The 25,479-nt window shown below is 70.5% G+C and carries 20 protein-coding genes and 1 pseudogene; 14 read left to right on the forward strand and 7 right to left on the reverse strand.

Going from position 1 to position 25,479, the window contains the following annotated elements:
- Nucleotides 1–39 precede the first annotated feature (39 nt).
- The 4 genes from OHS70_RS06705 to OHS70_RS06720 all read left to right on the forward strand — a co-directional run bounded on the left by OHS70_RS06705 (nt 40) and on the right by OHS70_RS06720 (nt 4,849).
- Entirely contained in the window at nt 40–858 is an 819-nt protein-coding gene (locus OHS70_RS06705) for a hypothetical protein (protein ID WP_328394655.1), read from the forward strand.
- 233 nt (nt 859–1,091) lie between these two features.
- Nucleotides 1,092–1,949, forward strand: a complete 858-nt coding sequence (locus OHS70_RS06710) for a TIM barrel protein (RefSeq protein WP_328394657.1) — start codon at nt 1,092–1,094, stop codon at nt 1,947–1,949.
- 38 nt (nt 1,950–1,987) lie between these two features.
- On the forward strand, nt 1,988–2,893 hold the full coding sequence (locus tag OHS70_RS06715; RefSeq protein ID WP_328394659.1) for a 2-hydroxy-3-oxopropionate reductase: 906 nt from the start codon (nt 1,988–1,990) through the stop codon (nt 2,891–2,893).
- Nucleotides 2,894–3,391: 498 nt separating this feature from the next.
- Nucleotides 3,392–4,849, forward strand: a complete 1,458-nt coding sequence (locus tag OHS70_RS06720) for a catalase (protein ID WP_328394661.1) — start codon at nt 3,392–3,394, stop codon at nt 4,847–4,849.
- A gap of 417 nt (nt 4,850–5,266) precedes the next feature.
- Here OHS70_RS06720 and OHS70_RS06725 read toward each other — a convergent pair whose 3' ends face one another.
- Nucleotides 5,267–5,506, reverse strand: coding sequence for a TetR-like C-terminal domain-containing protein (locus OHS70_RS06725; protein ID WP_328394663.1), 240 nt, complete (start codon nt 5,504–5,506; stop codon nt 5,267–5,269).
- Nucleotides 5,507–5,853: 347 nt separating this feature from the next.
- On the opposite strand from OHS70_RS06725, the gene OHS70_RS06730 reads away from it, so the two are divergent.
- The 3 genes from OHS70_RS06730 (at nt 5,854) to OHS70_RS06740 (ending at nt 9,912) form a co-directional block, all read left to right on the forward strand.
- Nucleotides 5,854–7,293, forward strand: coding sequence for an NAD(P)/FAD-dependent oxidoreductase (locus OHS70_RS06730; RefSeq protein ID WP_328394665.1), 1,440 nt, complete (start codon nt 5,854–5,856; stop codon nt 7,291–7,293).
- A gap of 94 nt (nt 7,294–7,387) precedes the next feature.
- Entirely contained in the window at nt 7,388–8,872 is a 1,485-nt protein-coding gene (locus tag OHS70_RS06735) for a cytochrome ubiquinol oxidase subunit I (protein WP_328394667.1), read from the forward strand.
- A complete protein-coding gene (locus tag OHS70_RS06740) occupies nt 8,869–9,912 on the forward strand; it encodes a cytochrome d ubiquinol oxidase subunit II (RefSeq protein ID WP_328394669.1) in 1,044 nt (347 codons plus the stop codon). Before OHS70_RS06735 ends, OHS70_RS06740 begins: the two co-directional genes overlap by 4 nt.
- A 33-nt stretch (nt 9,913–9,945) precedes the next feature.
- Here the strand turns inward: OHS70_RS06740 and OHS70_RS06745 are convergent.
- A pseudogene (locus tag OHS70_RS06745) lies at nt 9,946–10,548 on the reverse strand (GMC family oxidoreductase); the annotation flags it as partial.
- Between the two features lie 205 nt (nt 10,549–10,753).
- On the opposite strand from OHS70_RS06745, the gene OHS70_RS06750 reads away from it, so the two are divergent.
- From OHS70_RS06750 to OHS70_RS06760, 3 genes are read left to right on the forward strand one after another with little or no spacing between them, the layout of a single operon-like run.
- Entirely contained in the window at nt 10,754–12,118 is a 1,365-nt protein-coding gene (locus tag OHS70_RS06750; RefSeq protein WP_328394671.1) for a glutamate decarboxylase, read from the forward strand.
- A 60-nt stretch (nt 12,119–12,178) separates the two neighbouring features.
- Nucleotides 12,179–12,481: a hypothetical protein gene (locus tag OHS70_RS06755; protein ID WP_328394673.1), complete on the forward strand. Its 303-nt coding sequence runs from the start codon at nt 12,179–12,181 to the stop codon at nt 12,479–12,481.
- Complete coding sequence (locus tag OHS70_RS06760) at nt 12,478–12,684, forward strand: hypothetical protein (RefSeq protein WP_328394675.1); 207 nt, start codon at nt 12,478–12,480, stop codon at nt 12,682–12,684. Before OHS70_RS06755 ends, OHS70_RS06760 begins: the two co-directional genes overlap by 4 nt.
- Before the next feature lie 374 nt (nt 12,685–13,058).
- On the opposite strand, the gene OHS70_RS06765 is transcribed toward OHS70_RS06760, so the two are convergent.
- A complete protein-coding gene (locus OHS70_RS06765) occupies nt 13,059–13,637 on the reverse strand; it encodes a YdeI/OmpD-associated family protein (protein ID WP_328394677.1) in 579 nt (192 codons plus the stop codon).
- A 198-nt stretch (nt 13,638–13,835) separates the two neighbouring features.
- The gene (gene gcl, locus OHS70_RS06770; RefSeq protein ID WP_328394679.1) at nt 13,836–15,623 is read right to left on the reverse strand and encodes a glyoxylate carboligase; all 1,788 of its coding nucleotides are present in this window, start codon (nt 15,621–15,623) and stop codon (nt 13,836–13,838) included.
- 289 nt (nt 15,624–15,912) lie between these two features.
- On the opposite strand from gcl, the gene OHS70_RS06775 reads away from it, so the two are divergent.
- From OHS70_RS06775 to OHS70_RS06785, 3 genes are all read left to right on the forward strand, one after another.
- Nucleotides 15,913–16,707: a hypothetical protein gene (locus OHS70_RS06775; RefSeq protein ID WP_328405466.1), complete on the forward strand. Its 795-nt coding sequence runs from the start codon at nt 15,913–15,915 to the stop codon at nt 16,705–16,707.
- A gap of 147 nt (nt 16,708–16,854) precedes the next feature.
- Nucleotides 16,855–17,676: a TIGR04222 domain-containing membrane protein gene (locus OHS70_RS06780; protein WP_328394681.1), complete on the forward strand. Its 822-nt coding sequence runs from the start codon at nt 16,855–16,857 to the stop codon at nt 17,674–17,676.
- 409 nt (nt 17,677–18,085) lie between these two features.
- Nucleotides 18,086–19,339, forward strand: coding sequence for a S8 family serine peptidase (locus tag OHS70_RS06785; protein WP_328394683.1), 1,254 nt, complete (start codon nt 18,086–18,088; stop codon nt 19,337–19,339).
- A 177-nt stretch (nt 19,340–19,516) separates the two neighbouring features.
- Here the strand turns inward: OHS70_RS06785 and OHS70_RS06790 are convergent, their stop codons facing one another.
- Together OHS70_RS06790 and OHS70_RS06795 are read right to left on the reverse strand one after the other, a co-directional pair.
- Nucleotides 19,517–21,121 (reverse strand): AMP-binding protein, encoded by a 1,605-nt coding sequence (locus OHS70_RS06790; protein ID WP_328394685.1) that lies wholly within the window; start codon nt 21,119–21,121, stop codon nt 19,517–19,519.
- Nucleotides 21,118–22,797: an AMP-binding protein gene (locus OHS70_RS06795; RefSeq protein WP_328394687.1), complete on the reverse strand. Its 1,680-nt coding sequence runs from the start codon at nt 22,795–22,797 to the stop codon at nt 21,118–21,120. The genes OHS70_RS06790 and OHS70_RS06795 overlap by 4 nt, the downstream gene beginning before the upstream one ends.
- 154 nt (nt 22,798–22,951) lie before the next feature.
- Here OHS70_RS06795 and OHS70_RS06800 point away from each other — a divergent pair, with 154 nt between their 5' ends.
- The gene (locus OHS70_RS06800) at nt 22,952–23,761 is read left to right on the forward strand and encodes a response regulator transcription factor (protein ID WP_443062734.1); all 810 of its coding nucleotides are present in this window, start codon (nt 22,952–22,954) and stop codon (nt 23,759–23,761) included.
- A 317-nt stretch (nt 23,762–24,078) separates the two neighbouring features.
- Here OHS70_RS06800 and OHS70_RS06805 read toward each other — a convergent pair whose 3' ends face one another.
- Nucleotides 24,079–25,203, reverse strand: coding sequence for a winged helix DNA-binding domain-containing protein (locus OHS70_RS06805; RefSeq protein WP_328394691.1), 1,125 nt, complete (start codon nt 25,201–25,203; stop codon nt 24,079–24,081).
- Nucleotides 25,204–25,479: the final 276 nt, after the last annotated feature.

Consider the following 25,479-nt stretch of genomic DNA (forward strand, 5'->3'; position numbering starts at 1 on the left):
GAGCGCACACCCGTACCAGAAGCAGTGAGGAGCAGGACCGTGGCGAACCCGACTGGACGAGGCTCCGGCATCGCATCCCCAGCCCGCCGATCGATGGCCGCGGCCGCCCGCGCGGCGGCCAAGCGCACGGACCGGACCGGGCCCGGGACCCAGGTGCCCCTCAGGGTGGCGGAGCAAGGCACCGGGCCGGTCCCCGCCCCGGATCAGGCGGCTCGGGACGGAGCGGACCCGGTGGAGCCGGACGGGATCCGGCTGGAGGCGCCGGACGACGCGGATCAGGGGCGGCGCGCGGACGATCAGTACGCGGGTCCGGTCCTGCACGCGGACGTGGCGGCGACCGAGGCGGCGCGGGGCCGGCGGCGTGGCCGGCTGTGTGCCGTGCTGGCGGTGCTGGTGGCGGTGACACTGACGGCGGCCGGTGTTCTCGGCGCGCAGTACGCGGACGGCCGGCTCACGGACAGGGCGCGCGTCGAGGCGCCGGCCGCGGCGCGGAAGGCGGCGCCCGTGGTGCTGTCGTACGACTACCGGCGGCTCGACCGGGACTTCGCAGCGGCGCGCGGGCATCTGACCGGGAAGTTCCGTGACGAGTACGGCAGGACCACCTCGAAGGTGGTCGCGCCGACCGCGACCAAGTACCACGGAGTGGTCAAGGCCTCGGTGGTACGGCCGCCGGACGGCGGCGCACCGGCCGTCTCGGTGGTGTCGGCCTCGCCCGACCGGGCCGTGGTGCTGCTCTTCGTCAATCAGGTGACCACGAGTACGCAGGTCACAGGTCCGCGTGTGGATCTGAACCGGGTGCGGATGACGATGGCCCGCACCTCCGACGGCTGGAAGGTGAGTGCGGTGGACGCGCTGTAGCCGCAGCGCGCGTATCCGCGCGGCGCCTCCGGTGCCGGGACGGCAGAAGCCTGTTGAGCAGGCCCTGCGTCCCTGCGCCGGAGGCGCCTTTTCGTCTGCCCTTTTGCCCGATTTTTTGCCTGCCTTCTTGCCTCCCGGTTCGTCTGCCGCTCTTGACAGCTCGACCAGGCCCGAGGCAATCTTCCGTTAAGCAGAAACTAACTTCCGCAATACGGAAGGAGCGCAGAGCCCTCATGGCCCGCTTCTCAGAAGACGCAGTCACGGACCGGCGCTTCGATGTGAACCTCTCGATCCTCTTCACGGAACTCCCGCTCCTGGAGCGCCCCGCCGCAGCCGCGGCCGCGGGCTTCACGGCGGTCGAGCTGTGGTGGCCCTGGATCGAGACCCCCACCCCGCCGCGAAACGAGCTCGACGCCCTCAGGAAGGCACTCGAGGACGCCGGCACCCGGCTGGTGGGCCTGAACTTCTACGCCGGGCAGCTACCGGGCCCCGACCGCGGCGCGCTCTCCGTACCCGGCGAGGAGTCCGACCGGTTCCGGGCCAACATCGAGGTGGCCGCCGACTTCGCGGCGTCGGTGGGCTGCAAGGCGCTGAACGCGCTGTACGGCAACCGCGTCGACGGCGTCGACCCGCAGATCCAGGACGCCCTCGCGCTGGAGAATCTGGTGCTCGCGGCCCGTGCGGCCGACCGCATCGGGGCGATCCTGCTGGTCGAGACGCTCAACAAGCCCGAATCGCCGCTCTACCCGCTGGTCAGCGCCCCGGCCGCGATCGAGGTCGTGGACAAGGTGAACGCCGCGACGGGGCTCGGCAACGCGAAGTTCCTGCTGGATATCTACCACCTGTCGATGAACGGCGAGGACGTCTCCCAGGTCATCGCCGCCTACGCCGGCAGGACCGGCCACGTCCAGATCGCCGACAACCCGGGACGCGGCGCGCCGGGCACCGGCTCGCTCCCGCTGGAGCAGTTCATCGACGAGCTGGACAAGGCCGGTTACGACGGCTGGATCGGCCTGGAGTACAAGGCCGGCGACCGCCCGAGCGCAGAGTCGTTCGACTGGCTCCCGGCCGAGGCGCGCGCGGCCCGCTGAACTCGCTGACGTACCAGAGCTTTTAGGAAGGCACCCTCATGAGCACCCTCGCAGACTCCTCCCGCCCGGCGATCGCATGGATCGGACTCGGCATCATGGGCTCCCCCATGTCCGAGAACCTGCTGAAGGCGGGCTACTCCGTCACGGGCTTCACCCTGGAGCAGGACAAGCTGGACCGACTCGCCGCGGCAGGCGGCACCGTCGCGGGCTCGATCGCCGAGGCCGTCAAGGACGCCGACGTCGTCATCACGATGGTGCCCGCTTCCCCCCAGGTCGAGGCCGTCTCGTACGGCCCCGACGGCATCCTGGAGAACGCGAAGCAGGGCGCGCTGCTGATCGACATGTCGTCGATCACCCCGCAGACCTCCGTCGACCTCGCGAAGAACGCGGCGGAGAAGGGCATCCGCGTCCTGGACGCGCCGGTCTCCGGCGGCGAGGCCGGTGCCATCGAGGCCGTGCTCTCCATCATGGTCGGCGGCGAGCAGGCCGACTTCGAGCGTGCGCTGCCGATCCTCGAGGCACTGGGCAGGACCATCGTGCTGTGCGGCCCGCACGGCTCGGGCCAGACGGTCAAGGCCGCAAACCAGCTGATCGTGGCGGTCAACATCCAGGCGTGCGCCGAGGCGGTGGTGTTCCTGGAGAAGTCCGGCGTGAACCTCCAGGCCGCACTGGACGTCCTGGGCGGCGGCCTGGCCGGCTCGACCGTACTGGCCCGCAAGAAGGACAACTTCCTGAACCGGGACTTCAAGCCCGGCTTCCGGATCGACCTGCACCACAAGGACATGGGCATCGTCACGGACGCCGCCCGCAACGTCGGTGCCGCACTGCCGGTCGGCGCGGTCGTCGCCCAGCTCGTCGCCTCACTGCGCGCGCAGGGCGACGGCGGCCTGGACCACTCGGCCCTCCTGCGCTCCGTCGAACGTCTCTCCGGCTCCCCGGCCTGACCACCCCCGGGCCCAGCCCGCCCCGGTCCACCACGGCCCCGCGGCCCGCCCCGTGCTTGCCCCCCGGCAGTAGCCACCGACGTCCCCTGCCCTGGCTCACCACGACCGCGCCGCGCAAGGCCCCTGCCCTGATCAATCACAGCCCGTGGCCGGCCCCGTGCTTGCCCCCACCGGCAACAGCCACCAACGGCCCCTGCCCTGGCTCACCACGACCGCGCCGCGCAAGGCCCCTGCCCAGGTAAGCCACGGCTCCATGAAAGCGGCCCACCCCGTGATCAGCCCCCACCGGGCAGCAACCACCAACAGCCCCCGCCCAGGCTGGCCACGGCCCCGTGAACCCCGGTCGGTGCCGGCGCTGACACCTGTCCTGTCGCGCCCAGGCGCCGGCGCCGGCCGGAACCCCACTCCTCGATTTCAACAAACTGTTGACGTTTCCTTCGTCGCGTACCTACGCTCCTCGAACCGTCACCAGTGCAGCTCCCCGTACGGAAGGTCACGATGTCGAAGCGCGTGCTCACGACCGAGTCCGGCGCCCCTGTCGCCGACAACCAGAACTCCGCCACCGCCGGCGTCGGTGGCCCGCTCCTCCTGCAGGACCAGCACCTGCTGGAGAAGCTCGCGCGCTTCAACCGTGAGCGCATCCCGGAGCGCGTGGTCCACGCCCGCGGCAGCGGCGCGTACGGCTACTTCGAGGTGACCGACGACGTCACCGGCTACACCAAGGCCGGCTTCCTGTCCGAGGTGGGCAAGCGCACCGAGACGTTCCTGCGCTTCTCCACCGTTGCCGACTCGCTCGGCGGGGCGGACGCGGTGCGCGACCCCCGCGGCTTCGCCCTGAAGTTCTACACCGAAGAGGGCAACTACGACCTGGTCGGCAACAACACCCCGGTGTTCTTCATCAAGGACCCCGTCAAGTTCCCCGACTTCATCCACTCGCAGAAGCGCGACCCGTTCACGGGCAAGCAGGAGCCGGACAACGTCTGGGACTTCTGGGCGCACGCCCCCGAGGCGACGCACCAGATCACCTGGCTGATGGGCGACCGCGGCATCCCCGCCTCGTACCGCCACATGAACGGCTACGGCTCCCACACCTACCAGTGGACGAACGAAGCGGGCGAGGCCTACTTCGTGAAGTACCACTTCAAGACCAACCAGGGCATCCGCTGCCTGTCGTCGGAGCAGGCCGCCGAGGTGGCCGGCAAGGACGCCACCTCGCACCAGACCGACCTGCTGCAGGCCATCGAGCGCGGGGTGAACCCGTCCTGGACCCTGTACGTCCAGGTCATGCCCGCGGCCGATGCGGCGGAGTACCGCTTCAACCCGTTCGACCTGACCAAGGTGTGGCCGCACAGCGACCACCCGCTGCAGCGGGTGGGCCGTCTGGTCCTCGACCGCAACCCCGACAACGTCTTCGCCGAGGTCGAGCAGGCCGCGTTCTCGCCGAACAACTTCGTTCCCGGCATCGGCCCGTCGCCCGACAAGATGCTCCAGGGCCGCCTTTTCGCGTACGCGGACGCCCACCGCTACCGCCTGGGGGTGAACCACACCCAGCTGCCGGTGAACGCGCCGAAGGCGACCGTGGCCGAGAACTACGGCCGCGACGGTTTCATGGCCACCCGCAACGGCTCGCGTCACGACAAGAACTACGAGCCCAACTCGTATGCGGGACCCACCCAGACGGGCGCGGCACTCTCCGCCCCCCTCGCGGTCCACGGCTGGACCGGCACCCACGCCGCGCCCGAACACGTCAAGGACGACGACTTCTTCCAGGCCGGTGAGCTCTACCGCCTGATGTCCGAGGAGGAGAAGCAGCGCCTGGTCGCGAACATCGCCGGCGGGCTGTCCCAGGTCTCCCGCGACGACGTGATCGAGAAGAACCTCGCCCACTTCCACGCCGCCGACGCCGACTACGGCAAGCGTGTTGAGGAGGCGGTCCGCGCCCTGCGCGAGGACTGATACACAAGCTGCGCCCGGAGTCCGACGGGAGGTCGACTCCGGGCGCGGGCCCGCGCCTTGGACCCGGATGAGGGGTGGTCGTACGGCGCGGGCCGGGACGAGGGGCCGCGGCGGCGGGCGATGCCAGTGCGGTGGTCAAGGTCTGCGGTGCGCCCTCCGGCCTGAAGGTCGGCGCGCCGGGATCAATCGCGATCGCCGCGGCCCCCTTACCGGCGCCCGACGCGCGGCGCACCCTCCCCCCAGACCCGCCCGGCGGAGCGAACGTCCTGTCGCGCCAGCCTCGCCCCGTCGGGCGGCAACAACGTCACCAGCCGGAGCACGACGGCGTCGCCTGGATGCTCAGAGGTCGGTGCAGCTGGATGCTCAGAGGTCGGTGCAGCCGGCCATGACGTCTGCTCAGAGCCCTGGCCCCAGGTGTCAGCCGGCCGAGCCGACAGAGCGGGCGACGAGGTCCACCAGCGTGTCCACCAGCGCGGCGTCGGGCAGCTCCTGCTCGACGATCAGCCGGAAGAGCAGCGGCGCGGCCACCAGGGTCGCCGCGGCCCGGACATCGGTGTCGGGCCGCACCTCACCACGGGCGATGGCGCGCTCGAGGATGCGCCTGGTCTCGCTCGTGATCCGCTCGGTGTACTCCGCGACCGCTTCAACGATGCTCACGATCGGGGGGCCGGGTGGCCTGCACGGCAGGTTCGGGAGAGCTTGTGGTCCGACCGCGTGACGTCTCCAGCCGAATGCGGCCGCGTGGCGCGCCGGTCTGTGCCACCCGCGGCGCAGGGTGCTTGGGTCTGGGGGCCGGGTATGCGAAGGCTCCTGTTGTCTTTCCTTGCGGCCGGTCGGCTCCCGGCCTTCCTTATGCGCGTCGCCCGCCTTCGGCGTTGCGTGCCGTCCGAAAGGCCGAAGGGGAAATCATGGTGGCAGGAAGTGCCGACGAAAGCCGTGGGACGGTGTCCGCGCAACTTCTCAGAGGGCTTTTCCCCGGCTTCGCCACCGGAGGCTGATCTCCGATGCAGGACCATGTCACGCCTCGCCGGGTGGTGATCCTCGGCGGGGGTTTCGCCGGGCTGTTCGCCGCCCGCGCCCTACGCCGGTCGCCGGTCGCGGTGACCGTGGTCGACCGCCGCGCCCACCACCTCTTCCAGCCGCTGCTCTACCAGTGCGCTTCCGGAATCCTGTCCGAGGGCCAGATCGCGCAACCGCTCCGCGCGGTGCTACGACGCCACCACAACGTGAGCTGCCTGCTCGCCGAAGCCACCGACGTGGATGTCGAAGCCCGCCTCGTCCACGCCCGACGACCCGACGGCGGTGCCGTCGAGCTGCCCTATGACGATCTGATCGTCGCGGTCGGCATGCGCCAGTCCTACTTCGGGCATGACGAGTTTGCCACGCATGCCCCCGGCATGAAGACGCTGAACGACGCGCTGGACATCCGCCGGCGGATCTACCTGGCGTTCGAGATGGCCGAAACGGCCACAAATGCCAGGGAGCGGCAGCAGTGGCTCACGTTCGCGCTGGTCGGCGGCGGGCCGACCGGTGTCGAACTCGCAGGACAGATCAGGGAGATCGCCGGTCACACGCTCGATCGGGAGTTCCGGACGATCGACTCCGCCCAGGCCCGGGTGCTGCTCTTCGAGGGGTCCGACGAGGTGCTGGGCGCGTTCGGCCGCCCACTGGCCCATCGCGCTGCCCGGACCCTTCAGAGCCTCGGGGTGGAGCTCCACCTGGGCACGAGGGTCACCGATGTCGACGCCCGCGGCCTGACGGTGCAAGACGCGGACGGTGCGACCGCCCGGTTCGAGGCTCGGACTGTGCTGTGGACGGCGGGGGTCGAGGCACCGCCCATCGCCGCCGCGGTGGCCCGGGCAACCGGCGCCACCCAGGACCGCGCCGGGCGTATCGCCGTCGAACCCGACCTCACGCTCCCCGGCCATCCGGAGATCCGCGTCACGGGCGATGTGATGAGCCTGAACCGGCTGCCGGGGCTGGCCGAGGTCGCCATGCAGTCGGGCGCATACGCGGGCCGGGTCGTGCGCCACGCGGTGGAGTGCAGGACGAAGCAGCCGAAGCCCTTCAAGTACTGGGACCTCGGCAGCGCCGCGTACATCTCCCGTGGCCGGGCTGTCGTCAAGGTGGGCCCGCTGCACCTTTCGGGTGTGCCCGGCTGGCTGGCCTGGCTCTTCATCCATCTGGCCTTCCTCACCGGATTCCGCAGCAGGCTGGGAGCGGTGCTCAGCTGGTCCGTCGCCTTCGCCACCAGCTCGCGACGCGAGCGCGCCTTCACCTCGCCCGACGTCGACGCGTCAGGCGCCTTCACCTCGCCCGACGTCGACGCGTCGGCTGCCCGGGCCCCCGGGCCGAAGGCGCGGCGCCGTTGGCCCAGACGCCTTTGGCCCAGACGCCTTTGGCCCAGGCGGGCGCCCGGGCAGAAGGCCCCGCCGCCTCTCTGACCACGGCATCCGGCCGACACGTCCCGGCTGCCGCCCCTTCGCACCTGTCGTTCCTCAGCCCCCGCGCCCCGCGGGGCAGACCATCGAGGCGCACATGCTCAGCACAGCGGCCATTCTGGCGGAGACCCCGCCCCAACTCCTGCCGGCTCGCGAACTGATGGCCTTCACCCTGGCCTCGCACATCCTGCTGGTCCCGTTCGGAGTGGCACTGCCCTTCATCACGGTGCTCATGCATTACCGGGCGCTGCGCCACAACGACGCCGTCGCCCTTCAGCTCGCGCGGCGCTGGTCGGCGGTGATGGCCGTCCAGTTCGCCATCGGCGTCGTCACCGGCACTGTCCTGTCCTTCGAACTCGGTCTGCTGTGGCCCGGCATGATGGGCCGCTGGGGCGACGTCTTCGGCTTGGGGTTCGGCGTTGAGGCCTGGGCGTTCTTTCTGGAGGCGGTCCTGATCGCGATCTACCTCTACGGTTGGCGCCGGCTCAAGCCCTGGACACACTTCTGGCTGGCCGTGCCGCTGCCGCTGGCCGCGCTGATGGGTGCGTTCGGCATCATCGCGGCCAACTCCTGGATGAATACCCCGCAGGGGTTCCGCCTCGATGCCCAGGGCAATCCCGTCGACGTCAATGTGCGGCAGGCGATCTTCACGCCGATGTTCGGCCCCGAGTACTGGCACTTCGTGGTCGCGATGTTCCTGACCGCCGGCTATGTGGTGGCCGGCGTGTACGCGGTCGGCTGGCTGCGGGGGCGGCGCGACCGGTACCACCGGCTCGGCTTCACGCTGCCCTTCACGGTGGCCGCAATCCTCACACCGGTGCAGTTCATGCTCGGCGACTCGGCCGCCCGTTCCGTTTTCCACAAGCAACCGATCAAGTTCGCCGCCATGGAGATCGTCTGGAAGACGGACACTCACGTGCCCGAGTACATTTTCGGACGGCTGAACAGCGACGGGACGATCTCAGGCGGAATCAAGATCCCTCAGCTGGACTCCATTCTCGCCGGTTTCAAGCCCAGCACCCAGGTGACCGGGCTGACGTCGGTGCCGGCCGCCGACCGCCCCACGACCGTCCAGGCCAACATCGTCCACTGGGCGTTCGACATCATGGCCACCGTCGGCAGCCTGCTGATCCTGCTCGCGCTCTGGTACGCCTGGTCCTGGCTGCGACACCGGGACCTCCCTCGCAGCCGCTGGTTCTTCCGCTGCGCGGCAGTCGCGGGAGCCGCGTGCCTGGTCACCGTGGAGTGCGGCTGGATCACCACGGAGGTCGGCCGCCAACCCTGGATCGTCTACAACCACATGAGGGTCTCGGAGGCGGTGACCGACACCCGCGCCGGAACGCTGTGGGCGATGCTCGGCATCGTGATCATTGTGTACGTCGCCGTCTTCGGCTCGTTCCTCGCGATCGTCCTGAAGATGCGAACTCGCTGGCGCATCGCCGACGAGGGCTCAGCCGCCGCGCGCGCCGTGCTGCACCCTGAGACCGACACCCCCTACGGGCCCAGAAGCAAGCCCGAGCCCACAGCCGCAGGGGCCGCGCCTGGTGGCGGCGCCGATCGCACCTCTGGCGGTGCGTCATGATGGCCGATCTCATCGCATGGGTCCTGGTGGCCGTGATCGCCGCCTACGCCTGTGCCGGGGGTACTGACTACGGGGCGGGTTTCTGGGACCTCATGGCCGGCGGGGCGGATCGCGGCAAGCGGCCGCGCTGGCTCATCGACCACGCGATGGCGCCGGTCTGGGAGGCCAACAACGTCTGGTTGATCTTCGTCTTCGTCGTCATGTGGACCGGCTTCCCGACGATGTTCCAGGCCGTCTCCGAGGCAATGTGGCTGCCGCTGGCGCTGGCGGCTGTAGGCCTGGTGCTCCGCGGTGCCGGATTCGCGCTGCGCAAGCCGTCCCGCCGCCTGGCCAAACGGCGGGTCTACGGTGCGATGTTCGCCATCTCATCGCTGCTCACGCCGTTCTTCCTCGGGGCGGTGCTCGGCGGCATCGCCTCCGGTCGGGTCGCGGTCGGGACGACGGCCTCCGCGGACGCCTGGGCCAATTCGACCTCCCTCCTCGCCGGCCTGCTGGCCATCGCCGCCACCGCGTTCCTCGGGGCGGTGTTCCTCTGCTCCGACGCCCGGCGGTTCGGCGCCGACGACCTCGTCGAATACTTCCGACTGCGGGCGCTGCTCGCCTTCGCCGCCGTCGTCGTCCTCGCACTCATCGGCCTGCCGGTCACCCATGGTGACGCCCGGTACGTCTGGGAGGGCCTCACCGGTGGCTGGGGCCTGCTGCTGGTCGTCCTGGCCGCGGTCTGCGGGCTTGCGACGGTGCTGCTTCTGCTGCGCAGGTCCTACGGCTGGTCCCGCTACACCTCGGTGGCGAGCGTCGCCCTGACCGTTGGCGCCTGGGGCTTCGCACAGAGCCCCTACCTGTTGCCCACTTCGCTGACGGTGGCCGAAGCGGCCGGCGCTGCTCACACCCTGCGCTGGCTGGCCATTGTCACGCTCATCGCGATCGTGCTGGTCGGCCCGGCGCTGGTACTGCTGTACCGGCTCGACACGCTGGGGGAGCTCGAGCCGCTCACCGACGCCGATACTCGGGCCGCCCGTGCCCCTGGGGACAACGTGTAGCGCGCCGCGTCGCAGCACTGCGGCACCCCGCCAGCGCAGCCGGGCGGCGATGTGGTCGCCGACCCGCAGAGCGTCGGCGATGGCCGTCAGTGACGGGTCGACCGCGCCGATGCTCGGGAAGAAGCTGGTGTCGACGACGTAGAGGTTGTCGAGTTCGTGGGCTTTGCAGTCGACATCCAGTGCGGAGCTGTCCGGGTCGTCACCGAACCGGATGGTGCCGGCCTGGTGCGCGGTGGCCCGATGGGCATGCTTTTGTGCAGATAGATGCTGTGCGACAGCAGATGGTGCTCGTGCATGCCCAAGTGCCGAGCATTCCCTGCAGCTTGTGCTGGAGGCGCTTCAGGCCGGCGATGTCGTTCTTCTCGTCGAGAGCCAGGTGGATGGCGTCGTCCTTGTCGAGCGGGACGCGGCTCTCGGGCAGCGGGAGATCCTCCCCGCACAGCCAGAAGTCGACGGCGTGGTGCGCCGGCATCTCGAACGGCATGTCGGGCGAGACCGCGCGCCGGCCCAGCGCGGCGCCTCGCCGTGGATCTGGTCGGCGTCCGACTTGCCGAGCATCCGGATGCCGCCGAGCGGGAAGTCCCGGTCGTCCGCCCCCAGATACCGGTCGTGCAGTGCCAGGGTCTTCTGAAGCCATCGGTCGGTCTCGGGGGCGGCGATCCGACGGGAGCCGAACAGGTGCACATTCGCCGGATCGCCCGCACGGCGTTCGCCGCGTCGGCGATGGCCTACTTGGTGACTTGAGTCGATCACTCGGGAGGTACGCCGTTCGCGTGCATGCAAAGCCCGATCCACAGGTTCTGAGCATGGCTCCCGCTCCGGACGTGGTTGAGTCGCCGGCATGACCAAGAGCGACGCCGCGGCCCTGTTCGGCAACCGTTTCCTGACCGCGCCCGCTCCCTCGGAGAAATTCCCCGAGGAGGGCATGACCGCGACGGACGCCATGAGGCTGCTGGATGAGGACCTCGTCATGGAGGGCGACCCGCAGCGCAACCTCGCCACGTTTGTCACCACCTGGATGGAGCCGGAGGCGCAACGGATCATCGCCGAGAACCTCCACCGCAACTTCATCGACCACGCGGAGTACCCCATCTCCGCCGAGATCGAGCGGCGCTGCGTGCGCATGCTCGCCGACCTCTTCCACGCGCCGGGCAAGACCACCGGATGTCGGACCCAGGGCTCGTCCGAGGCGATCATGCTCGGCGCGCTGTCGCTGAAGTGGAAGTGGCGGGAGCGCCGCCAGGCGGCCAACCTGTCGGTCGACCGGCCCAACCTGGTCTTCGGCGGCGACGTCCACGTCGTGTGGGAGAAGTTCTGCCGCTACTTCGACGTCGAGCCGCGGATCGTGCCGCTTGCCGAGGACAAGTACACGATCGGCCCGGAGGACGTGGAGCCCCACCTCGACGAGAACACGATCGGCGTCGTCGCCGTCCTCGGCACCACGTTCACCGGCCACAAGGACGACGTCGTCGGGATCGACAAGCTCCTGCGGGACGTACGCAAAGAGCGGGACCTCGACATCCCGATCCACGTTGACGGCGCCAGCGGCGGCTTCGTGTGGCCCTTCCTCTACCCGGACTCGAAATGGGACTTCCGGCTCGAGCAGGTCCGCTCGATCAACGTCTCGGGACACAAGTACGGCCTGGTCTATCCCGGCATCGGCTGGCTGGTCTTCCGCGAGGAGTCCGACCTGGCCAAGAACCTCGTGTTCTACGAGAACTACTTGGGCAAGACCGACGCGACGTTCACGCTGAACTTCTCGACCGGCGCGGCGATGGTGCTCGCGCAGTACTACAACTTCGTGCGGCTCGGTCGCCAGGGCTACACCTACGTCATGGAGACGATGCAGCAGAACGCCCGCGCATTGGCGGACAACCTGCGCAGCAGCGGCCGCTTCGAAGTGATCGGCAGCGACGTCGAGCAGCTGCCGCTGGTCGCTTTCCGCCTCGCCGGCAAGCACGCCTACGACGAGTCCGACATCGCCTGGCAGCTCTCGGCCGAGCGCGGCTGGATGGTGCCGGCGTACACGCTCCCTCCCAACGCCGAGCGGGTGAAGATCCTGCGTGCCCTGGTCAAGGAGACCCTGAGCCGCGAGCAGATCGAGCGCCTGACCCAGGACATCGCCGACGCGTGTGACACCTTGGACCGCAAGGGTGCGACCCACGAGGTCGAGCGGGCCCAGGTCCACCGCGGCACCGGCTACTGACGCCCGCAGCCGGCGCCCCGAGGGACGGGCGATCAAGCCGCTCCCTGCTGCGCACTGGGCGTGGTCAGGCTCCCGGGCGAGATCCCGACCGAGTTCCTGCGCCACGCCGTCGACTTCGCCAACGACACCCTCCTGGGCACCCTGGGCGCAACCCTGATCGTCCACCCCAGGACCGAGAAGGACCACCGCGCCGCGGTGGAGGCGGCCTTGGACGGGCTGCGTTACGGAACCCTCGGCGTCAACTGCTGGTCCGCGGTGGGCTTCCTGCTCGGTTACACCCCCCTGGGGGGCCTACCCGGGCAACACCCGGCAGGACATCGGCAGCGGCATCGGCTTCGTCCACAACGCCTTCATGCTCGATGACATCGAGAAGACCATTCCTGCGCGCCCCGTTCGCCCCCGCCCCGCGCGGCCTGCTCACCGGCTCGCCCTCGCTCTCCCCCCGCCCTCCCTACTTCGTCACCAACCGCACGGCCCGGACCACCGTCGAACGGGTCACCCGCTTCACCGCCGCTCCCGGCATCGCCAAGCTGCCCGCCATCTTCGCCTCCGCGCTGCGCGGCTGACCCGGCCCGCACCCCGCCCCCTGAGCCGCTACCAGAGACGAGAGGCCGCACCGCCTGGTCGAGTGGGGAGGCTCTCACCGCAGCAAGCCACGCACGCGCCACAGTTCATTGAGGTGGCTGAGGTGATCCTGAGCTGCAGGTTCCGCTCTGCACCGGTCGCGTACGACGGCGGCCGGTTCGCGGCTGGTCGGGATGAGCGAGGAGATCGATTGCCGGTTTCCTCGCAGGGCGCCTTCGCCTTCGCCTCGCTGAGCGTCGTCCTCCGGCTCGGGGATCGAGGTCCGGACACGGTCCCGCACCACGTGCTCGACGGTCAGGGCCCGGCCTTCGCACAGAGGCCGGGCCCTGGTCCGTTGCACCGGCGGACGGCGGGCTCAGCGCACCTTTTCGCCGGCCGCCAGCGCCGCGACCGTCCGTTCCAGGCGGGCCTTGCGGGTACGGTCCGTTCCGGCCTTCAGCAGGCCGAGGACGACCAGGTACCGTTCCGTCTTGTTGAGCCCGTCGAAGGTCTCCCGCGCCCGCGAGTTCACCTCGAGCGCCGCTTCCAGGTCCGGCGGCACCGTGGCGCCCCGCTGGGAGACGTACGCGGCCTCCCAGCGTCCGTCGGCCTTGGCCGCGGCAACCTCCGCGAGCCCCGCCTCCCGCATCCGCCCCTGTGCCGTCAGCTCCTCGACCCGCTTGACGTTCACCTGCGACCAGGTGCTCCGCGGCCGGCGGGGCGTGATCTTCTGCAGGTAGTGCACCTCGCCACGCGAGCGCCGCAGGCCGGTGATCCAGCCGAAGCAGAGCGCCGCGTCGTTGACGTCGCCGGCGGTCGGCGAGGGCACCCCGGAGCCCTTCTTCGCGAGCTCGACCCACAGGCCGGGCACCGTCCCGTTGTGCTCCTCCAGCCAGGCCTCCAGCTCCGTCGGACCGGCGAAGCCGAGCAGCGGCAGTCCGTCCAGCGTTTCCATCGGCACCTCCTCCTTTCGGCTCACGCTAGAGCACCGGGCGGCCGCGCCCTGCCCTGATTCGGGTGCGCCGGGAATCCCGTGGCCGACGCAGGACAAGCGGAAGGGGCCGCGCACCCCTCTGCGGGTGAACGGCCCCTTCGTGAAAGGCTCCTTGGTGAACGGCTCCTCGGGCCGGCGCTTGTGGCCGGCCCCGGCAGATCAGACCTTCAGCGGCTTGATCGCCGTCGGCGCGTGGCCGGGCTCCGTGGCGAGCTCCTCGAACTCGACGACGTTGCTGATGTCCGCCGTGGTGCTCATGGAGATGTTGGTGACCCGCTCCAGGATCGCCTCGACGACGACCGGCACCCGGTACTCGGCCGCGAGCTTCTTCGCCTCCTCGAAGGCGGGCAGCAACTGGTCCGGCTCGGTGACCCGGATGGCCTTGCAGCCCAGGCCCTCCACGACCTTGACGTGGTCCACACCGTAGACGCCGAGTTCGGGGGCGTTGATGTTCTCGAACTCCAGGTTGACCTGGAAGTTGATGTCCAGGCCGAGCTGCGCCTGGCGGATCAGGCCCAGGTACGAGTTGTTCACCAGCACGTGGACGTACGGGATCCGGTGCTGCGCGCCGACCGCCAGCTCCTCGATCATGAACTGGAAGTCGTAGTCGCCGGACAGGGCGACCACCAGGGACTCCGGGTCGGCGGTGGCGACTCCGAGGGCGGCCGGGATGGTCCAGCCGAGTGGGCCGGCCTGGCCGCAGTTGATCCAGTGGCGCGGCCTGTAGACGTGCAGCATCTGCGCGCCGGCGATCTGGGAGAGGCCGATGGTGGTGACGTAGCGCGTCTCCGGACCGAAGGCCTTGTTCATCTCCTCGTAGACGCGCTGCGGCTTGAGCGGCACGTTGTCGAAGTGCGTACGGCGCTGCAGCGTGGCCTTGCGCTCGTTGGTGGCGGCCACCCACGTGGCGCGGTCGGGCAGCCTGCCGGCCGCCTTGAGTTCCTTGGCGACCTCGACGAAGAGCTCCAGCGCGGCCTTGGCGTCGGAGGCGATGCCGTAGTCCGGAGCGAAGATCTTGCCGATCTGGGTGGGTTCGATGTCGACATGGACGAACGTGCGGCCCTTGGTGTAGACCTCCAGCTTGTAGCCGGTGTGGCGGTTGGCCCAGCGGTTGCCGATGCCGAGGACGAAGTCGGAGTCCAGGAAGTTCGCGTTGCCGTAGCGGTGCGAGGTCTGCAGGCCGACCATGCCGGCGTTCAGTTCGTGGTCGTCCGGGATGGTGCCCCAGCCCATCAGGGTCGGGACGACGGGGGTGCCGGTGATCTCCGCGAACTCGACCAGCAGGTCCGAGGCGTCGGCGTTGATGATGCCGCCGCCCGCGACGATGAGCGGTCGCTCGGATTCCAGCAGGAACGAGATCGCCTTCTCGATCTGGGCCCGGGTCGCGGACGGCTTGTAGACCGGCAGCGGCTCGTACGTCTCGGGGTCGAACTCGATCTCGGTCAGCTGGACGTCGATCGGCAGGTCGATGAGGACCGGACCGGGACGGCCGGAGCGCATCAGGTGGAACGCCTGCTGGAAGACGCCGGGCACCTGGGCCGCCTCCAGGACGGTCGTCGCCGCCTTGGTGACGGGCTTGGCGATCGAGGCGATGTCGACCGCCTGGAAGTCCTCTTTGTGGATCACGTGTGTCGGGGCCTGGCCGGTGATGCACAGGATCGGGATCGAGTCACCGATCGCCGAGTACAGGCCGGTGATCATGTCGGTGCCCGCCGGGCCGGAGGTGCCGATGCACACCCCGATGTTGCCGGGGTCGGCCCGGGTGTACCCCTCGGCCATGTGGGACGCCCCCTCGACGTGACGGGCGAGCGTGTGGTCGATGCCGCCGCCGGCCTGGAGGGCCTTGTAGAAGGGGTTGATCGCCGCGCCCGGCACACCGAACGCGTGGGTGACGCCTTCACGCTTGAGGATCTCAACTGCCGCGCGGGCGGCGGTCATACGAGGCATGGGGTGCTCCTGCTTCGGCCTGGCGGATCGGGCTCTGTCGCGCCACCTGAGAGCTTCGATTCCGAGTGCTTTCCGAGTTCTTCCATAATACGGAAATTAAGTTCTGCTATACGGAAGCAATGTAGGACGCCCCCGTGACGACGTCAAGACAGGGGCGGCGCCGGGCGGGCCGGTCCGGTCCGGGCCGGCAGGGGGAACCGGCCGAGTCCTCGAAGTGCCTCGCGAAGTGCGCACAGTTGGTGGACGATGGACCACAGCCCTGGGGAAGCGGCTGGAAGGGGGCCGAATGATGATCGAGAGCGTGCCGGTGCGCTGTCCGGCCTGCCGCCGGGACCACCTGTACGCACCGCCCGTCTATCCGTGCGCCTGCGGCGCCCCGCTCGTGCCCCCGCTGGTGCGCCCCGCCACTCCGGAGCCGATCACCCACCGCACATGGACGGACGACTGGGTGGCTGTGCGCTGCCCCGAGTGCGACCGCCGGGACGAGTGGCCGCAGCCCGAGCTCGGCTGCCCCTGCGGGACGGTCCTGCGCATAGCCGTCCACCCGGACCGTGCGTCCGCGCCGGAGCCCGCGTCCATGACGGAGATCGCGTCAGGCACGATGCCCGCATCCGGCCCGGAGCCCGCGGAAGCCTCCGGGCAGCGCGATCCGGCCGACGGGCCCGTACACACACCGCTGCCGCGTACCGCCGTCGCGGCGCGGCGCCCCACCTTCCGGCCGGTCACCATCCGCACCACCCGCGACGCGGTCACCGCCGCAGCTCTCTATCTCAAGTGGCTGGGCTTCCGCGACGTGGTCCAGCCGGACGTCAGGCCGCTCTCGGGGATCGATCTGCACGGCCCCGGCCTGGTCGCCCAGGTCGACCCGTCCACCCGGCCCGCCACGCTGCGCGACATCGAGTGTCTGTGGCTGAACGGGCTGAGCGCGTCGGCCGAGAGCGTCTTCTTCTCCCTGGCGGGCTACGCGGACGACGCACGGGCCCGCGCGGACATCCTCTGCGTCCCGCTCTTCGTACTGGACCTCACGGGCTGCCCCCAGCCGGTGAACGGCCCCGCGGACGACCTGATCTCCGCCGGCGGGTGACACGGCGGGACGGCGCGCGAATCGGGCTGAACCCCAAGCAGAACGCTGAACCTCAAATAAAGCTCTGAACCAGGACGTTCGTGCTTCACCACCGCCCGCGACCGGGCACAACACCAGCACGGTCGCGGCTCGGGGGAGGTGGGCGCGATGCCCTTGGACATGTGGTGGTTCATCGGCGCCGCGGGAGTGTGCCTGGCGGCTGCCGCCGCGTTGCTGCTGCTGCCGGGTGCGCCGGCCGTCGCCGGGACGCCGGGCCCGCAGTCGGTGGCCCTGCTGCGCGGCGGGCGCCGGGCGGCGGTCGTCGTGGCGCTGGTCGCGCTGCATCAGCGCGGCGTGGTGACCACCGGGCGGCACGGCACTGTCCGGACGGACGGCTGGACGCAGGCCGCCGTACGCGACCGGCTCCAGCTCGCCGTGCACACCTCGTTGCGGCGCCCCGTCGGCGTGCGGGTCGTCGTCACCGTCCCCCGCGTGCAGAAGGCGCTCGACGCGCTGCGCGACGAGTGCGCCGCCGCCGGACTGCTGCGGGCGAACGCACGATGGCGCGCCGCCCGCGCGCTGCTCTGCGCCGTACCGCTCACGATCGTCACCGGACTGCTGGTCACACCGATGACCGCCCCCAACACCCCGCTCCAGCTGGCGATTTCGACCGTGCCGTTGGCCGTGGCCGCCGCCCTGTGGGCGATCCCCCGCCGCACCCGAGTGGCCCGCCGGCTGCTCGAGTCCCTGCGGGAGCGCCACCCGCTCGAGCAGCGGCCTCCGCGCGGCGGCCTGGCCGAGTCGCGCGTCCTGACGTGCGTGGCCCTGTACGGGGACTCGGCGCTGACGCTGTACGTCCCCCACTTCGCCCGGGAAGGCGGTCTGCTCGGCCACGGCAGCCGCAACACCGGCTTCGCCGTGTTCAATACCGCACCGGGCAGCGGTTCCACGGGCACCGACCACCCCGGCTGCGGCACAAGCTCGGCCTAGAGAACTGCGGACTCCCGTGCTCGCGCGGGCCCCGTCCCTTCTCGGCCGGGTCAGGCGCGAGTTCGGAGAGGCGGACCGGAGCACCAAGGCGTGCGTGGAACCCGCGGGTTGGCGGCCGCCTGCCGATGACGGCAGTGCGCCGGGCGCAGCCCGATGCAGCAGGCACGCGCCTGAGGACGGCAGGCCGGGGCTTCGGGACCCCGACCGCCCCCGCGCCGTCGTGGTGAAACGTCACAGCACGAACCCGACACAGCCACATGGTTGACAGGGGTCGAGGGAATCGGATGTCGGGGCGGCACGCTGCCGCAAACCTGCTAGCTGTGGACGCGACAGCAGCGGATCAGACAGTTCGGGACACTCCGGACACGCCGCGCCGGTCCGCTCTCCCATGCCCCACGAAAGGTCCGGGATGCCCAAGATCTTCGGCGTAGCCCTTCTTGCACTGCTTCTGGCGGCTGCCTCACCGGCCCCTGCCGGGGCCGAGACATCTGCACACTCCGACCGGATCGCCGGCCGGTACATCGTGACCCTCAAGGACGCCCCCGCGTCCGCGGACGCCGAGGCGGCCGTGGACGCGGCCGTCGAGCAGGCGACTTCCATGGGTGCCGCGGTGCAGCACGTCTACCGTCATGCCCTCCGCGGATACGCGGCATCCATGAGTGCGAGTGCGGCGGCCGCTCTCGCCGATGAGCCAGGGGTCCAGTCGGTACAGCCCGACCGCATCGTGCGGACAGCCGCTCAGACGGTCCCGACCGGTGTGAACCGGACGGACGCGGGGCTCAGCCCCACCGCCGGCATCGACGGCAAGGACACCCGGGTCGACGTCGATGTCGCGGTGATCGACACCGGAATCGATCTGGACCACCCGGACCTGAACGTGTACCGGGACGGTGGCAAGAACTGCTGGCTGTCCTGGCTGCCCCCCAATGACCTGCACGGCCACGGCACTCATGTCGCCGGCACGGTCGGAGCACTGGACAACGGCACCGGAGTGGTCGGCATGGCACCGGGTGTCCGCCTCTGGCCCGTGCAGGTGCTGGGCCCCCTCGGCACCGGCAGCTGGTCGGACGTCATCTGCGGGATCGACCACGTCACCGAGCACGCCGACGACATCGACGTCGTCAACATGAGCCTGGGCGGTGAGGGAACGGACGACGGCGACTGCGGCAAGACCAACGACGACGCCCTGCACCAGGCGATCTGCGCCTCGGTCGAAGCGGGCGTCACCTACGCCGTCGCGGCCGCCAACGATCACGCGGACGCCGCGAAGACCGTACCCGCCTCCTATGACGAAGTGATCACCGTCAGCGCCTTGGCGGACTTCGACGGCAAGCCGGGCGGCCTGGGCCGGTCCACCTGCCGCAGCGACCAGGACGACACGTTCGCCGACTTCTCCAACTTCGGCGCCGACATCGACCTGATCGCGCCGGGTGTGTGCGTCTACTCCACGGCCATGGGCGGTGGCTACACCACCCTGTCCGGCACCTCGATGGCCTCGCCCCACGTCGCCGGCGGCGCAGCCCTGTACCTGGCGAAGAACCCCGACGCATCCCCCAACAGCGTCAAGGCGGCTCTGCAGGGCGCCGGCACCCTCGACTGGACCTGGCCGTCCCAGGACAGTGACGGCACCAAGGAGCGTCTGCTCAGAGTCAGTTCGTTCTGAGCATGCCGACTCTTCGGGCACGGTGCGTGCTCCGGCCGGCCGGCACCTCCCCAGCCACGGTGCGACCCCGTGAGCGGACCTGGACGGGCCCGCTCACGGGGTCGCCCGCTGTAATCCTGCCGCGCACGCAACCGTGGGCAGGCGCGCCGTACCGGCGGGGAGCTGCGTCCCGTCCCCTCAGCCGTACTGCCTGCGCAGTTCGACCTTGCGGACCTTGCCACTGACCGTCATGGGGAAGCCGGCCAGGATCTCCAGCCGGCGCGGGATCTTGTAGTGGGCGAGCTGCTCGCGGCAGTACGCGGTGATGTCCTCCAGCGTGGGCGGGTCCGCCGGGTCGCGCGGAATCACACACGCCAGGATCTCCTCGCCGTACCGCTCGTCGGGCACCCCCACCACCTGGACGTCCGCGATCTTCGGGTGGGAGTACAGGAACTCCTCGATCTCGCGCGGGTAGACGTTCTCACCACCTCTGATGATCATGTCCTTGATCCGGCCGACGATCTGAACATATCCGTCCTCGCGCATCACGGCCAGATCGCCGGTGTGCATCCACCGGCCCGTGTCCACCGCCTCCGCGGTCTTCTGCGGCTCCTCCCAGTAGCCGAGCATCACGCTGTAGCCGCGCGTGCACAGTTCGCCCGCCTCGCCTCGCGGCAGGGTCACGCCTGTCACCGGGTCGACCACCTTGACCTCGACATGCGGCAGCACCCGGCCGACCGTGCCGGTGCGGCGCTCCAGGTCGTCGTCGCGGCGGGTCTGGGTGGAGACCGGCGAGGTCTCGGTCATGCCGTAGCAGATCGACACCTCCGCCATGTTCATCTCGGCGACGACCCGCTTCATCACTTCCACCGGGCACGGCGAGCCCGCCATGATGCCGGTGCGCAGCGAACTGAGGTCGTACGTGGCGAAGTCGGGGAGGTTCAGCTCGGCGATGAACATCGTCGGTACGCCGTACAGCGAGGTGCAGCGCTCCTGCTCGACGGCGCGCAGCGTCGCCGCCGCGTCGAACGACGGAGCCGGGATGACCATGCAGGCCCCGTGCGAGGTGGCGGCAAGGTTGCCCATCACCATGCCGAAACAGTGGTAGAACGGCACCGGGATGCAGACCCGGTCCTGCTCCGAATATGCGATCAACTCCCCCACGAAATAGCCGTTGTTGAGGATGTTGTGGTGGGAGAGCGTGGCACCCTTGGGGAAGCCGGTGGTGCCCGAGGTGTACTGGATGTTGACCGGGTCGTCGCAGGACAACTCCGCCTCGCGGGCAGCCAGTTGTTCGTCCGGGACCCGCTGGGCGGCCTCCAGCAGCACGTCCCAGGAGCCGTCCTCGATGTAGTGCACGGCCCGCAGCCCCGGACAGGCGGGGCGCACCGCGTCCACCATGGCCCGGTAGTCGCTGCTCTTGTGGGTCTGTGAGGCGATCAGCACCGAGATGCCGGCCTGGCCCAGGACGTACTCGAGCTCATGGGCCCGGTACGCCGGATTGATGTTCACCATGATCGCGCCGATACGGGCGGTGGCGTACTGCACCAGCACCCATTCCGCGCAGTTGACCGCCCAGATGCCGACCCGGTCGCCCTTGGCGACCCCGCTGCCCAGCAGGCCGCGCGCCAGCTGGGCCACGGCGGAGCCGAACTCCGCGTACGTCCAGCGGGTGCCCTGCGCCACGTCGACAAGCGCCTCACGCTCCGGCCACGCGGCGATCGCCCGGTCCAGACTGCGCCCGATCGTGTCGCCGATCAGCGGCACCGTACCGGTCCCGTGCGCGTAGGACAGCTCCGTCATCGCAGGTCTCCCTCGTCGTACTCGGCGGCCGATCCCTCGGCCGTGGCCTCGCGCAGCTCGATCCGGCGGATCTTCCCCGACACGGTCTTCGGCAGCTCGCCGAACTCCAGCCTGCGGATGCGCTTGTACGGCGCCAGCACGGCACGCGAGTGTTCGAAGATCAGCTTCGCGGTCGCGGGTCCTGGCTCCCATCCCTCGGCGAGCACGACGTACGCCTTCGGTACGGCGAGGCGCACCGGGTCCGGCGCGGGGACCACTGCGGCCTCGGCGACCGCCTCGTGCTCCAGCAGAGCGCTCTCCAGCTCGAACGGCGAGATCTTGTAGTCGGACGCCTTGAACACGTCGTCGGAGCGCCCGACGTACGTGATGTATCCGCCGGAGTCGCGCGCCCCGATGTCGCCGGTGCGGTAGAAGCCGCCGGCCATGGCCTCGGCAGTGCGCTCCGGGTCCCCGTGGTAGCCGGTCATCAGGCCGACCGGAGCGGTGGACAGGTCCAGCGAGATCTCGCCCTCCTGGGCACCCGGCCTCCCGCTGACCGGATCGAGCAGCTCGACCGTGTAGCCGGGGCTCGGCCGGCCCATAGAGCCCGCCTTGAGCAGCTGGCCGGGGCTGTTGGAGACCTGCACGGCCGTCTCGGTCTGCCCGAATCCGTCACGGACGGTCACGCCCCACTCGCGGCGCACGGTCTCGATGACCTCGGGGTTGAGCGGCTCACCGGCCGCCACCACCTCGCGCGGGGGCGTGGTGAGCGAGCCGAGGTCCGCCTGGATCAGCATCCGCCACACGGTCGGCGGGGCGCAGAAGCTGGTGACCGACGCACGGTCCATCTCCGCCATCAGCCGACCCGCGTCGAACCGCGTGTAGTTGTGGATGAAGACGCACGCCTCGGCGTTCCACGGGGCGAAGAGATTGGACCAGGCGTGCTTGGCCCAGCCCGGCGAGGAGATGTTCAGATGCACGTCGCCGGGCTTCAGGCCGATCCAGTACATCGTGGCCAAGTGGCCGACCGGGTAGGAGACATGAGTGTGCTCGACGAGTTTGGGCTTGGCGGTGGTGCCGGAGGTGAAGTAGAGCATCAGCGGGTCGTCGGCGCGGGTGGGCCCGTCGGGTTCGAAGCTGTCGGGGCACGCGTACACCTCCTCGTACGGCAGCCACCCCTCGGTCCTGTCGCCGCCGACGACGGTCCGGGTGTACTCGCCCGGCACCTCGGCGAACTTCGCGGCATCCTCGGCGCGCACGATCACATGGCGCACGCGGCCCCGCTCGATCCGGTCGCGCAGGTCCGCCGGTCCCAGCAGCGGCGGTGCCGGGATCATGACGGCGCGCAGCTTCATCGCGGCGAGCGCGGTCTCCCACAGCTCGACCTGATTGCCGAGCATCACGAGGATCCGGTCGCCGGCACCCACGCCCTGGGCGCGCAGCCAATTCGCGGCCCGGTTGGAGCGTGCGGACATCTCGGCGAAGGAGAACCGGGAGCGGGGGCCGTCCTCCTCGACGATCTGGAGTGCCGGTGCGTCGTTGTGTTCGGCGATGACGTCGAACCAGTCGAGCGCCCAGTTGAAGTGCTCGAACCGGGGCCACTCGAAGCCGTCGTACGCGCCCGCGTAGTCCTCCCGGTGCTGCAGCAGGAAGTCCCGTGCGGCCCGGAACCTCTCGGTCGCGCTGCCAGACGTCATGTGTCCTCCTCATTGCGGGACCGTCGATCGGCATCGTGTAATCGGTGCCGCACATCTCACTACCCCCGTACGGGGGTGCTCTGTCGCCCGAGTGAGTACCGATGGGTGCCGACAGGAGGTTCAACGCGTGAGCGGACCCGACGAAGCGGTCGAGATGCGGGCGGCGCTGCTGCGGCTGCGGCGCACCACCGGGCTGCCCGTCGCGTTCGGCGGGCTGCTGCACGACGCCCGCCGGCTGTGCATCGCCGAGTTGAACGGAACTGCGACGGGCGCGCTGCGCGGTCTCGCCATCCGCGCGGGCAACGGTCTCGGCGGCAAGTCGATGGCGCTGGCGAGGCCGTGCGCGGTGACCGACTACCCGTCGGCGCGGCACATCAGCCACGAGTACGACGCGGCGGTCGCGGCCGAGGGGCTGCGGTCGGTGGTCGCGGTGCCTGTCGTCGTACGGCGCCGGGTGCGGGGCCTGCTGTACGGGGCGCTGCGTACGCCGGTGCCGCTGGGCGAGCGCACGCTGGACGCGGTGCTGGCGGTCGCGCGGGACGTGGAGCAGACGCTGGTGGTGCGGGACGAGGTGCAGCGGCTGCTGGCCGTGGCGCGGGAGCCGGTGACGCGCGGCACGGGGGCGCTGGAGGACGTCCGAGAGGTGCACGGCGAGCTGCGCGCGCTGGCGCCGCGGATCGCCGACAAGGAGCTGCGCGCGGAGCTGCTGGCCGTGTGCGGGCGGCTGGCGGCCGCCGCGTCCCCGGGGGCGGCCGACCACGCGCACGGGGTCACGCTTGCCCCGCGGGAGCTCGATGTGCTGGCGTGCCTTGCCGCAGGTGCGACGAACGCGACGGCGGCGGACCGGCTGGGCCTGAAGCCGGAGACGGTCAAGGGCTATCTGCGGTCGGCGATGCGCAAGCTGGGCGCGCACACACGCATGGAGGCGGTGGTGGCGGCACGGCGGGCGGGGCTCCTGCCGTGACGGCGGCGGCGCGGCGTCCCGGTCCGCGCTGCGGGTCGGGAATCCGCGCGCCGCGCCCTGGCCGGCCGGTGGTGGTCCCCGCGGTGCGGCACAGGCTGCACGGGCTGGGAGCACGCCGCCCGGGCCGGGACGCGCCCGCCCGGGAATGCGCCGCCCGGGCCGGAGCACGCCACCCGCCCGGGAGCGCGCCGCCCCCGCCGTCCGGCCGGTCGCCGACGGTGAGCCGGTCGCCGGGCCCGGTCGCCAAGACCGCGTCAAGACGCGGCCCGCGCAGGTCAGCGACGCGTCATGATTCGGCCGCTCCCGGCAGGTACCGGTTATTCGGCGAACTCCCCGAACCGCACGTCGCGCGTCGCGGCCGAGGTCATCGTGGCGAGCACCGCCTCGCCCTCATCGGCCACGGCCGCACGCTGGGCACGGGTGAGCTCCAGGAACGGCTGGACGGTCATGACGGCGGTGTCCTTGGACTCGTCGAGCCGCCACAGCCCGCCGAGGAAGCCGTCGGAGAGGAAGACACGGTAAGGCTGGTTGCCCTTCCACGTACGGCCCCTGACGGCGTCGGGGACCACCCGGCTGCGGTCGGCGTGCGAGAGCAGCAGATTGTCGAACTCGGGCAGAAAGCGCGGCGGGGCGGGGGCGTCGCCGTCGGGACGGGGCGCGTCGGGGAGGTCGAACAGCTCCACCCCCTTCTCGTCCTGGAACGCGACCAGTTCGGGGCGCAGCCGCTCGAAAGACTCCCGCAGCCGCGTCAGTCCGGACCACGTCTGCATGTCCTTCACCGAGGCGGGCCCGAAGGCGGCGAGATAGCGCCGGACCATCGTCCCGGGCTCCGGGGAAGGCTCCAGCGGACGCCCGAACCACTGCTCAGCAGTGGTCAGCGCGACTTGGCCGCTGCTGCCCCACAGTCCACGCGGGGTGACCTGTACCAGCGGCAGCAGGCAGCGTGCGGCGACGGTGAGTGCCAGCGGCTCGGTGCCGGGCCACTCCTTCAGCAGGGCCTCCCGGAGCTCCTTCATCGGGCGGGGGCGCTCCTCGACGAGTTCGCGGCTGAGGGCGGTGAGCCGATCGAGGTCGACGCCGCGCAGCCCGTTGCGGAACAACTTCAACTCGCGTTCGGGGCCGCCCGATTGGGCGAAGGGCCGCAGGGCGAGGCAGTCCTCGGCGGTGTGCGTGTGCAGGGTGGAACGGATGGTCACCATCCGGGCGACCTCGCGCGAGGCCATGAGCGCGGAGAGTTCCCGGGGGTCGAAGGCGTCCAGCCGGGCGGCGAGCGCGTAGTAGGGCGGCTTGACGTTCTGCGCCTGGAGTCCGACCAGATGCCGGACGGCGCCCGCGACGGACATCTCGGACCGGGGAGCGCGGCGCAGCAGCAACTGTCGCTCCAGGGTGGCGCGGTTGAGTGCGCGGTTGCTCAGGACGGGGTGGGTCGCCTTCGTCGCCATACGCCCTACGCTACTTAGCCTTGCGGACAGCTTCTGTCCTTCAACCCCGCAGACGTGCCCCCAGGCGTGGACCCGCAAAGAGGAGTGGCCCGATCAGCCGTGCTTACGCGCCGTCGGCCGGGTCGGCACCGCGCCGGGAACGTGCACCCGCCCCGCATCGCATGACGCGCGTTCCGGGCAGGACGCGAAATTCGATCGACATGACGATCCCAGCGGCCGTATCTTCGGCCGGTCCCAGCGTTCGTTGCGTGCGAAGAGGTGCATTTGATGACGGTC

Origin of the sequence: Streptomyces sp. NBC_00390 (genome assembly GCF_036057275.1) — a bacterium.
Lineage (GTDB): Bacteria > Actinomycetota > Actinomycetes > Streptomycetales > Streptomycetaceae > Streptomyces.